Annotated in this window: 10 protein-coding genes and 1 pseudogene; 10 read left to right on the top strand and 1 reads right to left on the bottom strand. The window is 68.2% G+C overall.

All coding sequences use genetic code 11. From position 1 onward, the window contains the following. The first annotated feature begins 148 nt into the window (after positions 1 to 148). The 3 genes from Q0316_RS00550 (at position 149) to Q0316_RS00540 (ending at position 2,663) form a co-directional block, all read left to right on the top strand. Positions 149 to 634: a hypothetical protein gene (locus Q0316_RS00550; protein WP_298668071.1), complete on the top strand. Its 486-nt coding sequence runs from the start codon at positions 149 to 151 to the stop codon at positions 632 to 634. After that, the gene (locus Q0316_RS00545) at positions 631 to 1,317 is read left to right on the top strand and encodes a response regulator transcription factor (RefSeq protein WP_298668069.1); all 687 of its coding nucleotides are present in this window, start codon (positions 631 to 633) and stop codon (positions 1,315 to 1,317) included. The genes Q0316_RS00550 and Q0316_RS00545 overlap by 4 nt, the downstream gene beginning before the upstream one ends. An 89-nt stretch (positions 1,318 to 1,406) precedes the next feature. Beyond that, positions 1,407 to 2,663, top strand: a complete 1,257-nt coding sequence (locus Q0316_RS00540) for a HAMP domain-containing sensor histidine kinase (RefSeq protein WP_298668066.1) — start codon at positions 1,407 to 1,409, stop codon at positions 2,661 to 2,663. A 204-nt stretch (positions 2,664 to 2,867) separates the two neighbouring features. On the opposite strand, the gene Q0316_RS00535 is transcribed toward Q0316_RS00540, so the two are convergent. Then, positions 2,868 to 3,347 (bottom strand): peroxiredoxin, encoded by a 480-nt coding sequence (locus Q0316_RS00535; protein ID WP_298668063.1) that lies wholly within the window; start codon positions 3,345 to 3,347, stop codon positions 2,868 to 2,870. Positions 3,348 to 3,453: 106 nt separating this feature from the next. Between Q0316_RS00535 and Q0316_RS00530 the strand changes: the two genes are divergently transcribed. The 7 genes and pseudogenes from Q0316_RS00530 to Q0316_RS00500 form a co-directional block, all read left to right on the top strand. After that, positions 3,454 to 4,017, top strand: a complete 564-nt coding sequence (locus Q0316_RS00530) for a YqgE/AlgH family protein (protein WP_298668060.1) — start codon at positions 3,454 to 3,456, stop codon at positions 4,015 to 4,017. A gap of 139 nt (positions 4,018 to 4,156) precedes the next feature. Then, a complete protein-coding gene (gene ahcY, locus Q0316_RS00525; RefSeq protein ID WP_298668073.1) occupies positions 4,157 to 5,566 on the top strand; it encodes an adenosylhomocysteinase in 1,410 nt (469 codons plus the stop codon). Positions 5,567 to 5,677: 111 nt separating this feature from the next. Then, entirely contained in the window at positions 5,678 to 8,026 is a 2,349-nt protein-coding gene (locus tag Q0316_RS00520; protein ID WP_298668058.1) for a PAS domain-containing sensor histidine kinase, read from the top strand. Beyond that, a complete protein-coding gene (tsaE, locus tag Q0316_RS00515; protein WP_298668055.1) occupies positions 8,023 to 8,469 on the top strand; it encodes a tRNA (adenosine(37)-N6)-threonylcarbamoyltransferase complex ATPase subunit type 1 TsaE in 447 nt (148 codons plus the stop codon). Before Q0316_RS00520 ends, tsaE begins: the two co-directional genes overlap by 4 nt. Next, the gene (locus Q0316_RS00510; protein ID WP_298668053.1) at positions 8,454 to 9,440 is read left to right on the top strand and encodes a phosphotransferase; all 987 of its coding nucleotides are present in this window, start codon (positions 8,454 to 8,456) and stop codon (positions 9,438 to 9,440) included. The genes tsaE and Q0316_RS00510 overlap by 16 nt, the downstream gene beginning before the upstream one ends. After that, positions 9,437 to 10,192: a nucleotidyltransferase family protein gene (locus Q0316_RS00505; protein ID WP_298668051.1), complete on the top strand. Its 756-nt coding sequence runs from the start codon at positions 9,437 to 9,439 to the stop codon at positions 10,190 to 10,192. Before Q0316_RS00510 ends, Q0316_RS00505 begins: the two co-directional genes overlap by 4 nt. Then, positions 10,185 to 11,560: pseudogene (locus Q0316_RS00500) on the top strand (double-strand break repair protein AddB); the annotation flags it as partial. The gene Q0316_RS00505 and the pseudogene Q0316_RS00500, both read left to right, overlap by 8 nt.

Below are 11,560 nucleotides of genomic sequence, written 5' to 3'. Positions count from 1 at the left end.
CGCATCACACTGGGGGTGTGGGGGTCGCAGGTTCGAATCCTGTCGCCCCGACCAAATTTCTACAGCGACGAATTGCAACGCGATCGCGGCCCCATCGGGCCGTGGGTCGCATCGCTGCGTCTGCGGCCCACACCATGACCGATTTGTCATGGTGTGCCCACGCAGCTTCAACCGCGCGTGCCGCATGGTCGGGGCGGATATGCAACATGCGCCGCCGCTTACCTCATCCGCCGATCGGCCCGTCCCGGAGCACCCGGCGATGAACGGATTGCGCATGGCCGGCTGGGCGGCGATCGGGGTTGCCGCGGTCGGCGCCGGGGTCTTCGCGCTGCTCGCCGGCAACGTGCCGCACGCCGCCGCGCGCGGCGCGGTGGGGGGGGCGACCTACTCGCCGGTGATCCGCGCGAAGCACCATGCGCTGGTCGTCACCAGCCTGCGGACGGGCGGCGCGGAGGCGAATGCCGGGCTGAAGGTGGGCGATACGGTGAAGGCGATCAACGGCCATGCCGACCCCACGCTCATCACATTGCGCGCGGCCGAATCACGACGCAGCCCCACCTTGCTGAAAGTGCAGCGGAATAGTGACGTGATCGAGGTTACCTTGCTAAAGGAGGCGCCGGGAGGCGCGAATTGAGCAAGATCCTTTTGGTCGAAGACGACGATTCGACAGCCGATTACATCTCCAACGGATTGGGCGAGGCGGGTTTCGTCGTCGATCGCGTGAACAATGGCCGCGATGGCCTGTTCCAGGCGACCGACGGCGGATATGACTGCATCGTGCTCGATCGGATGCTGCCGGGGCTGGATGGAATGGCCGTGCTGGCCGCCGTCCGCGCGGCGGGCGTTTCGACGCCGGTGCTGATCCTCTCCGCGATGAGCACGCCGGAGGATCGCGTCGCGGGGCTGACCTCCGGCTCCGACGATTATCTCACCAAGCCGTTCGTCTTCGCCGAGTTGCTCGCGCGCGTCCGGCTGCTGGCGCGGCGCGGGCAATCCAGCGGCAACGCGCCCGAGACGAAGCTGGTATGCGACGATCTGGAGATGGACCTGCTCGCGCATCGCGTGAAGCGCGCGGGCAGGCCGGTGGACCTCCAGCCGCGTGAATTCCGGCTGCTCGAATATCTGCTGCGCCACGTCGATCAGGTGGTGACGCGCACGATGCTGCTCGAAGGCGTGTGGGATTATCATTTCGATCCGGGCACCAACGTGACCGACGTGCATATCAGCCGGCTGCGCAAGAAGATCGACGAGGGCTTCGCACGCCCGCTGCTCCACACGGTGCGCGGCGCCGGTTACAAGCTGGGCGCCGAGCGATAAGGCTGCGGCTGCCCCGTTCGACGACGCTGCGCTTCGCGGCGCTGGTCTTCGGGCTGCAACTGGCGGGCGCGGCGATTACGCTGGGCACCGTGCGGGAGATCACGCGCGAACAGATCACCGCCGCCGCCGGGAAAGCGGCGGAGCGGGTGCGCCACGGCCTGCTCGAAAGCTATCGGCATGGCGGCGCGGCGGCGGCGGGCGCGGAAGTATCCCGCCTGGTGCGCGTGCGGGGCGCGCAACTCGTCCTGCTGCTGGTGGACCGCGATGGTCGCTTCCTCGCGGGCAATGTCGCGGACTGGCCGCCGACCGTCACCGCCGGTGGCGAACCGACGACGATCGAAATCTTCCGTATCGACCGCGATCTTTCCGAGCGGATGCGCGTGATCGCGACCCGCTTTCCCGATGGCAGCCGGCTGCTGACCGGGCATGTCATCGAAAGCGAGCTGCGTTTCGCCCGCGCGATGGAGGAGGCGATGCTGCTCGCTATGGCGGTGGCGCTGATCTTCGCCGGGCTGGCCGGGGTGATCGCCGCGCGGATGATCGAACAGCGGCTGGGGCGGACGGTGGCGACCGCTGATGCGGTGGCGGCGGGCGACTTGACGCGGCGCGTGCCGCTTCGCGGCGGCAACGATGCGTTCGAGGCGCTGGCCGCGGCGATCAACGCGATGCTCGATCGGATCGCGGCGCTGGTCGGCGAACTGAAGGTGGCGACGGACGGGCTGGCGCATGATCTCCGCGCGCCGCTCACCCGGTTGCGCGCGACGCTGGAACGCGCGCTCGCCGCCGCGCCGGACGAAGCCGGGCGCACGATGATCCTGCGCGCGATGGAGGAAGGGGAGCGCCTGCTGGCGATGCTCGACACCGCACTCAGGATCACGCGCGCGGAGGCGGGGCTGGGGCGTGAAGCCTTCGGGGAGGTCGATGTCGGCGCGATGCTCGTCGATCTGGCCGATATGTTCGGCCCGCTGGCGGAGGATCGCGGCAAGAGCATCGCGGTGGATATCGCGCCGCCCATCACGATCAACGCGAATCGCGAGATGCTGGGGCAGTCGCTCGCCAATCTGATCGACAATGCGCTGAAATACGGGGCGGGCACGATCACGCTGTCGGCTGTCGCGCACCCGCATGAGGTGGCGATCAGCGTTGCGGATGAGGGCGTGGGGATTCCCCCCGCTGCCCGCCACGATGCGCTCAAGCGCTTCGGGCGGCTCGATGCGGCGCGGCATGAGGGCGGCGCGGGGCTGGGCCTGTCGCTGGTCGCGGCGGTCGCGCATCTGCACGGCGGCACGCTGACCCTGGGCGACAATGCGCCGGGCCTGATCGCGACGATGACGATCGCCGCCTAGGGCCGACGCGCCATTCAACCCATGCCGGCCCGCAAATGGCGGTTTCCCGCGCTTTCCGCGGTTCACGTACCTATTGTACGCCGCGCTTGCGGTTCGCGAGGAACCACCATTTCCGGCTCGACCGGACCTGAATGGCGAGCGGCCCTCGCGCCGGTCAGGCATCCGCCCCACCCGCGCGTGGCGGGCGGAGCGGATGCCGGCAAATCAGATGCTGGCGAGCATATGCTCCGCGGTGCTGACCTTGAACTCGCCCGGCCCCTCGACGTTGAGCTGTTCCACCACGCCATCGTTGACGATCATGGAATAACGCTGGCTGCGCTTGCCCAGCCCGAATTTCGAGCCATCCATGGTGAGGCCGATCGCTTCGGCGAATTCGCCATTGCCGTCCGCCAGCATGGTGATGTCTCCGGCGTTGCTCGATTTCGCCCAGGCGCCCATCACGAACGGATCGTTGACGGCGGTGCACGCCACCTCGTCGATGCCCTTGCCGGTCAGCTCGCCGTGCTTTTCGACATAGCCGGGCAGGTGCTTGGCCGAGCAGGTGGGCGTGAAGGCGCCGGGCACCGCGAACAGCGCGACGCGGCGGCCCTTGAAATATTCTTCGCTGTCCACCGCCTCAGGCCCGTTGGCGGTCGCCTTGACGAAGTTGGTCCTGGGCAGCTTGTCGCCGACGCTGATCGTCATCGTGGAATCTCCTGTCGCCGCGGAAACGCGGTGGCGGCTACGTCGCAAGCGCGTGCGTGATTTTCAAGCGTGGCCTGCGGCGATCCCGCCCGCTATGCTCGCCGCAATGGAATCCGCGAACTTTCTTGCCGGCCAATTCCTGCTGGCCATGCCCGGAATCGGCGATCCGCGCTTCGATCAGGCGGTGATCGCGGTCTGCGCGCATGATGACGCGGGCGCGATGGGAATCGGCATCGGCGCGACGTTCGATGGGCTTACCCTGCATGACGTACTGCGCCAGGTGGATATTGATCCCGGCACGGCGCCCGATGTGCCGGTGCATCGCGGCGGCCCGGTGGAGACGCGGCGCGGCTTCGTGCTGCACAGCCGCGATTGGGGCGGGGCGGACACTGTCGACGTGGCGGGGCGCTGGGCCTTGTCCGGCACGCTCGACGCGCTACGCGCGATCGCCGCGGGCACCGGCCCGACGCGCTGGCTGGTCGCGCTAGGCTATGCCGGCTGGGGACCGGGGCAACTCGATGGCGAGATGACCCGCCATGGCTGGCTGAACCTTGACGCGGGGGATGAGGCGATCCTGTTCGATACGCCCGCCGATGCGCGCTGGGCGCATGGCTTTGCCCGCGTCGGGATAGATCCCCGGCTGCTCGCGAAGGAAAGCGGGCACGCCTGATCGTTCGCGCCAGACGCTGACATAAAGATATCTTTATATTTGCATCGAATGCCGCGCGCGGGTAAGGGCGCGCCCATGCCGGCCGGTGCGATGCGCCTTGGCCGACCCATTTCTTTCGGAGAATTCCGCCGTGGCTACTGTGCTCGATCGCCCGACCAATGATTATGTCATCAAGGACATCAGCCTTGCCGATTTCGGCCGCAAGGAAATCGAGATCGCCGAAACCGAAATGCCCGGCCTGATGGCGCTGCGCGAGGAATTCGGCGCGCAGCAGCCGCTGAAGGGCGCGCGGATCACCGGCTCGCTCCACATGACGATCCAGACCGCGGTGCTGATCGAAACGCTGACCGCGCTGGGCGCCGACGTGCGCTGGGCGACCTGCAACATCTTCTCGACGCAGGATCATGCCGCCGCCGCGATCGCCGCCGCCGGCATCCCGGTGTTCGCGGTGAAGGGCGAGAGCCTGGCGGAATATTGGGACTATGTCGGCTCGATCTTCGACTGGGATGACGGCAACGGCCAGACCGCCAACATCATCCTCGACGACGGCGGCGACGCGACGATGTTCGCGCTGTGGGGCGCGAAGCTGGAGCGCGGCGAGAGCTTCGGCGAGCCGGAGAACGCCGAGGAAGTGGAATTCCAGCGCGCGCTCAAGACGTTCATCGCGAAGAAGCCGGGCTATCTCACCGAGACCGTCAAGAACCTGAAGGGCGTGTCGGAAGAAACCACCACCGGCGTCCACCGCCTTTACGAGATCGCGAAGAAGGGCGAACTGCCGTTCCCGGCGATCAACGTGAACGATTCGGTCACTAAGTCGAAGTTCGACAACCTTTACGGCTGCAAGGAATCTCTGGTCGACGCGATCCGCCGCGCGACCGACGTGATGCTGGCCGGCAAGGTCGCCTGCGTCGCGGGCTTCGGTGACGTGGGCAAGGGCTCGGCACAGTCGCTGCGCAATGGTGGTGCGCGCGTGCTCGTCACCGAGATCGACCCGATCTGCGCGCTTCAGGCGGCGATGGAGGGCTTCGAAGTCGTCACGATGGAAGAAGCGGTGAAGCGCGCCGACATCTTCTGCACCGCGACCGGCAACGCCGATGTCATCACCGCCGATCACATGAAGGCGATGAAGCCGATGTCGATCGTGTGCAACATCGGGCACTTCGACAGCGAGATCCAGATCGCCGCGCTTTCGAACTACGAGTGGACCGAGGTGAAGCCCGGCACCGATCTGGTGAAGTTCCCGGACGGCAAGCAGATCATCGTGCTCGCCAAGGGCCGCCTCGTGAACCTCGGCTGCGCCACCGGCCACCCGTCTTTCGTGATGTCCTCGTCCTTCACCAACCAGACGCTCGCGCAGATCGAGCTTTGGACGAAGGGCGAGAATTACCAGAACCAGGTCTATGTCCTGCCCAAGCACCTCGACGAGAAGGTCGCGGCGCTGCATTTGGAGAAGCTTGGCGTGAAGCTCAGCAAGCTCAGCCAGAAGCAGGCGGATTATATCGGCGTGAAGGTCGAAGGCCCGTTCAAGCCGGATCATTATCGTTATTGATCCGGAATATCGCACGAAACGAGGGGGTCGCGGCGCGGCCCCCTTTTTTCATGCCCAAAGTCTGCCTATCACCGCGCGTATGACGATCCACCAGGGGCGGGTGAGCCCGGCATGATCGAAATCTCGACCACCGCCGCGTTGGCCGGCGGGGTAATCGTCGCGCTGTTGCTGATCGCGGGCGGCTGGCTGTTGTTCGCCGGATTGCGGGCCGCGGCGCGGGCGCGTGGCGCGATCACCGCCAATGCGCGGTTCGAGGCATTGTTCGCAGCGGCGCCGGCCTCGCCTATCCTGGCTTATGCCGATGGACGGATCGAGCTTACCCGAACGGTCGCCGGCTGGCTGGGCGTCGATGGCCTGCCCGAGCGGATCGACGAACTGGCGAGCGTGCTCCCCGCCGATACGATCGCCGCGCTCAAGAGCGATATCGTCGCCGCGCAGCGATCCGGGCGCGGCTTCGCGCGACCGATGACGCTCGCCGGCTCGTCGCGCACCCTGTTGTGGCGCGGCGAGCGGGCACCGCGCGAGATGGGATCGGGCGCGATCATCATCTGGGTGTTCGACGCCACCGACAGCCAGCGCGAGATCGTGGCGCTGAGCGAGCAGAAAGCCGATCTGCTCACCGCATATGAGGCGCTGACCGGCCTCATCGAAACCGCGCCGCTGCCGATGTGGTATCGCGGGCCGGACCTGAAGCTCGCGATGGCGAATACCGCCTATGTGGCGGCGGTGGAGGCGGTTGACGCGGCGGATGTCGTGGCGCGTGGCGTGGAGCTGGTCGAAGGCTCCGGGCAGGGCGGCCCGCTGGGCGGCGCGGTCGCGGCGCGCGAACAGGGGCGGCCACAGGAGCGGGTGCTCCCCGCCACGATCGCGGGCGAGCGGCGCTCCTTGCGGCTCCACGATATCCCGCTGCCGGCGGGCGGGGTCGCGGGTTATGCGATTGATATCGAGGATCTGGAGCAGGCCCATGCGCGCGAACGCCGCTTCGCCGAGGCGCAACGCGCGATGCTCGACCGGCTTTCGGCGGGCGTGGCGCAATTCGGCCGCGATCGCGCGCTGATCTTCTGCAACCAGCCGTTCCGCCGCATGTTCGCGATGCGCAGCGAATGGCTTTCGGATCGCCCGGAATTCGATCGCGTGCTCGAACGGATGCGCGAGGCGAACCGCGTGCCGGAAGTGCGCGATTTCCCCGGTTGGAAGGCGGAACGGCGCGACTGGTTCACCCAGGCCGGCACGGCGGCGGAGGAGACATGGCTGCTGCCCGACGGCGCGCACATCCGCGTGCTGGCGCAGCCGCTGCCCGATGGCGCGCTGCTGCTGATCTTCGAGGATCGCACCGAGCAGGTGCAACTCGCCTCCGCGCGGGACACGCTGCTGCGCGTGCGCACCGCGACGTTCGACAATCTGTTTGAGGCGCTTGGCGTGTTCGCCACCAACGGCAAGCTGCAATTGTGGAACAACCGCTTCCGCGCCTTGTGGGGGCTGGAGGAGGAATTCCTGAGCGGCCATCCCAGGGTGGATGCGGTGGCGGAGAAGGTCGCGCCCAAGCTCGCGAGCCCTGGGCAGGCGAAGTTCATCAACGAACTGGTACGCGCGGCGACGGTGGAGCGGCAGACGCGCAGCGGCCGCGTGGAGCTTGCCGACGGGCGGCAGTTCGAATTCGCGGCGGTGCCGCTGCCCGATGGCAATGCGCTGTTCACCATGCTTGATATCACCGACAGCCGCCGCATCGAGCGCGCGCTGCGCGAACGCGCCGAGGCGCTCGAAAACGCCGATCGGATGAAGACCGCGTTCGTTGCGAGCATGAGTTACGAATTGCGCACCCCGCTCACTTCGATCAGCGGATTCGCCGAGATGCTGCACGGGGGCTATGCCGGGAAGATCACGAAGCAGGCCGATGCCTATGTCGAGGCGATCCTCGAAGCGGTCGAACGGCTGGGCACGATGATTGATGACGTGCTCGATCTCACACAATTGGTTGGCGAGGGTGAGGGCGAAGGGCTGGATCGCGCCGATATCGATCTTGCCGCCATCGCGCGTGCCGCCGCCGATCGCGTCGCCGCCGAGGCCCGGCGCGACAAGATCGACTATGTGATCGAAATCAGCCATTCGATCGGGCGGATCAATGGCGATGCGCGCCGCATCCGCGAAGTGATCGAACATCTGCTGCGGCACGCGATCGCCGCCGCCGGCGAGGGCGGTCGCGTGCTGCTCCACGCCGACGGCAATGCCGCGAATGCCCGGATCGTCGTTTCCGATGACGGGCCGGGGATGGACGCGCAGACCGCCGCGCACGCCTTCGATCGGTTCTCGCGGCCGGGCATCGCGACCGGCGGCGCGCGCGCGCTCGATCTTGGCCTGCCGCTCGCCAAGCAGTTCGTCGAGGCGCATCGCGGCACGATCACGCTGCTGAGCGAGCCCGGCGCGGGAACGCTGGTGACGGTGGAGTTGCCGCGCCGATGATAAGGCTGGCCGATCCGGCGGCGACCGAGGCGATCGGCGCGTCGCTTGCCGCCGTGCTGGCGCCGGGCGATGTGGTGACGCTCGACGGGCCGCTTGGCGCGGGCAAGACGAGCATCGCACGCGGCCTGCTCGCCGCACTCGGGCTGGCGGGGGAGGCGCCGTCACCCAGCTTTGCGATCGTCCAGCCCTATGCGCCGCCCGAGGTGCGGCTGCCGGTGCTTCACGTCGATCTCTATCGCGTCGATGATCCGCGCGAACTGGAGGAACTGGGGCTGGACGAAGCGCGCCATGATTGCGCGCTGCTGGTGGAATGGCCCGAGCGCGCCGGGCCGAATGCCTGGCCCGATGCGCTGCGGATCAGGCTGGAGATCCTGCCCGATGGCGCGCGCGGGTTGACTTGGGCCGCGCCCCCGGCTTGGGAAAGGCGATGGCGACCGACATGATTCCCCCCGCCGGCGCCGGCGCCTTCCTCGCTGCTCACGGCTGGGCCGGCGCGGCGATCGCGCCGCTGGCGGGCGATGCTTCCTTCAGGCGATATTTCCGGGTGACGGATGGCGCGCGGCGCAGCGTGTTGATGGATGCGCCGCCCCCGCATGAAGACCCGCGCCCGTTCATCGCCATCGCGCGCTGGCTCATCGAACGCGGTTTCGCAGCACCCGCGATCCATGCGGCGGACGAGGCGGCGGGGCTGGTGCTGATCGAGGATTTCGGTGACGACCGGATGCGCGAGGCGATCGAAAGCGATCCCGATGCGGCCATGCGGCTCTATGCGGCGGCGATCGACCTGCTGATCGAATTGCGCGGGCATGACGCGATGGCCGGGCTTCGTCCGTATGATTTTGCCGAATTACAGCGCGAGGCGGCGCTGCTGGTCGAATGGTATTGCCCGGCGATCGGGCTGGATGTCGACGTTGCCGGTTATCAGGCGGCATGGAATGCGGTGCTGGCGCGCGCGATCCCCGAACGCCCGGTGACAGTGTTGCGCGATTATCATGTCGAAAATCTGATGCTGATCCCGGCGGGGCTGGGGCTGCTCGATTTTCAGGACGCGCTTGCCGGCCATGCCGCTTATGATCTGGTTTCGCTGTTGCAGGACGCGCGGCGCGATGTCGATCCGGCGATCGAGGAGGCGATGCTCGCGCGCTATCGCGCGCAAACCGGGGAGGGGGAGGCGTTCCTCGATGCCTATCACGTGCTTGGCGCGCAGCGGAACGCCAAGATCGTCGGCATTTTCACCCGGCTATGGAAGCGCGATGGCAAGCCGCGCTATCCGGGGCTGTGCCCACGGGTCTGGGCCTATCTCGAACGCGATCTGACCTATCCCGCGCTCGCGCCGGTCGCGGCGTGGTTCGATGCGAATATCCCGCCCGAATTGCGCGGTGATCCGATGATCCTGGCGGAGCGCGCGCGATGAGCCGGCCCAGAGCGATCCGCCCCGATCCGGGCGGCAAGGTGCCCAAGACCGCGATGGTGATGGCCGCGGGGCTGGGCAAAAGGATGCGCCCGCTCACCGCGACGCGGCCCAAGCCGCTGGTCGAAGTGGCGGGCAAGGCATTGCTCGATCATGTGTTCGATCGGCTGAAGGCGGCGGGCGTCGAGCGCGCGGTGGTCAACGTCCATTATCTCGCCGACGCGCTCGAAGCGCATCTGCGCAATCGTGTCTCGGGGATCGAGATCGTCATTTCCGATGAGCGCGGGCGCCTGATGGAAACGGGCGGCGGGCTGGTGCAGGCACGTGACCTGCTTGGCGACGAGCCGTTCCTCTACGTCAACAGCGACAATCTGTGGATCGACGGGCCGAGCGACGCGATCAGGCTGCTCGCCGCGCGCTGGGACGATACGGCGATGGACGCGCTGCTGCTGATGGTGCCTTATGCCCGCGCGCACAATCATAGCGGGCAGGGCGATTTTCGCCTCGCCCCCGATGGGCGGATCACCGGGCGGCGCGGGCGCGGGCGGGTCGCGCCTTTCGTGTGGACCGGGGTGCAGATCATGCACCCGCGCCTGATCGCGGATTGGCCCGAGGGGCCGTTCTCCACCAATTTGTTCTGGGATCGCGCGATCGCCGCCGGTCGCGCTTTCGGCGCCGTCCATCAGGGCTTGTGGTTCGATGTCGGCACGCCCGGCGCGATCAGGCGGACCGAGGCGCTGCTTGCGGATGGCTGAGGGGCGCTTGCCCGCGCTCTACACGATCCCGGCGCACCGGGCTTTCGCCGACGCCCTCGTCGCGGGGCTGATGCGGCGTTATGGCGCCGAGCCGCTGGGCCTCGCGCGCGGCCTGGTGCTGGTGCCCAACAATCGCGCGAAGATCGCCATCACCGATGCGTTCGTGCGTGCGTCGGGCGGGGGGCTGGTGCTGCCCCGGCTGGTCGCGATCGGCGCCGATGATCTGGGCGAGGCGATCGGCGCCACGCTCGATCCGGCTGACGATAGCGCGCCGGTGCCGCCCGCGATCGCGCCGCTCGCGCGCCGCATGATCCTGTCCCGGCTGGTGCAGGAGGAACGCCCCGATCTCGATGCGGCGGAAGCGGTGCGGCTGGCGGGCGATCTTGCGCGGACGCTCGATCAGCTGATCGTCGAGGAAGTCCCGCCGTCGCGGCTCGCCGAACTCGATCTCGGGCCGGAACTGTCGGAGCATTGGCAGCACGCGCTGGCGTCGTTCCGCATCGTGCTGGATCGCTGGCCGGGCGAACTGGCGCGGCTCGGGCGGATTGATCTCGCCGATCGCCGCGCGCGATTGCTGACGCGGCTGGCGGAGCGGTGGCGCGATGCCCGTCCATCGGGGTTCGTCTGCGCCGCCGGCATCACCGATTCCGCGCCCGCCGTCGTGCGATTGCAGCGCAGCATCGCGACGATGCCTGACGGGATGGTCGTGCTGGCCGGGGTGGATCTAGCGATGCCGGTCGAGGAATGGGATGCGCTTGGCCCACACCCCGAGGAGGATCGCCGCCGCGCGATCGAGGTTCATCCGCAATTCCACCTGAAGCTGCTGCTCGAACGGCTTGGCGTGGCGCGCGGCGAGGTGGCGACATGGCGCGACGGCAGCGAATATGATGCGTCGGCGGCGCGCGGGCGGGCGATCGCCAACGCGCTCGCCCCGGCGGACTTCACCGGCAAATGGACCGGGCTGGCGGCGACCGATCGCCGGCTGGGCGGCGTGGCGGCGGCGGAGTTCGCGACGCCCGCCGGGGAGGCGCAGGCGATCGCGCTGGCGCTGCGCGGCGCATTGGAAACGGAAGGGCGGACGGCGGCGCTCGTCACCCCGGATCGCGCGCTCGCGCGGCGCGTTGCCGCGCATTGCCGCCGCTGGAAGATCGAGATCGACGATACGGCGGGGCGCCCGCTTTCGATCCTGCCGCCGGGCACGTTGCTGAGCGCGATCGCGGAGGCCGCCGCGCAGGATTTCGCCCCACTGCCCTTGCTCACCCTGCTCAAGCATCCGCTGGTGCGCGCGGGCGAGGGGCGGGCGGCGTGGCTGGACGGCGTGCGCCGGCTCGATCGCGCGCTGCGTGGGCCAAGGCCGGCGCCGGGGCT

It is taken from the genome of uncultured Sphingomonas sp. (genome assembly GCF_937871615.1).
Classification (GTDB): domain Bacteria; phylum Pseudomonadota; class Alphaproteobacteria; order Sphingomonadales; family Sphingomonadaceae; genus Sphingomonas.
This window is presented reverse-complemented; position numbering and strand designations above follow the sequence as displayed.

Bases quoted from the DNA above. Each gene is read 5' to 3' on its own strand.
- Q0316_RS00510 (WP_298668053.1), top strand. From the start codon at position 8,454: ATGGCGACCGACATGATTCCCCCCGCCGGCGCCGGCGCCTTCCTCGCT.
- Q0316_RS00535 (WP_298668063.1), bottom strand. From the start codon at position 3,347: ATGACGATCAGCGTCGGCGACAAGCTGCCCAGGACCAACTTCGTCAAG.
- Q0316_RS00520 (WP_298668058.1), top strand. From the start codon at position 5,678: ATGATCGAAATCTCGACCACCGCCGCGTTGGCCGGCGGGGTAATCGTC.
- Q0316_RS00505 (WP_298668051.1), top strand. From the start codon at position 9,437: ATGAGCCGGCCCAGAGCGATCCGCCCCGATCCGGGCGGCAAGGTGCCC.
- Q0316_RS00550 (WP_298668071.1), top strand. From the start codon at position 149: ATGGTGTGCCCACGCAGCTTCAACCGCGCGTGCCGCATGGTCGGGGCG.
- tsaE (WP_298668055.1), top strand. From the start codon at position 8,023: ATGATAAGGCTGGCCGATCCGGCGGCGACCGAGGCGATCGGCGCGTCG.
- Q0316_RS00530 (WP_298668060.1), top strand. From the start codon at position 3,454: ATGGAATCCGCGAACTTTCTTGCCGGCCAATTCCTGCTGGCCATGCCC.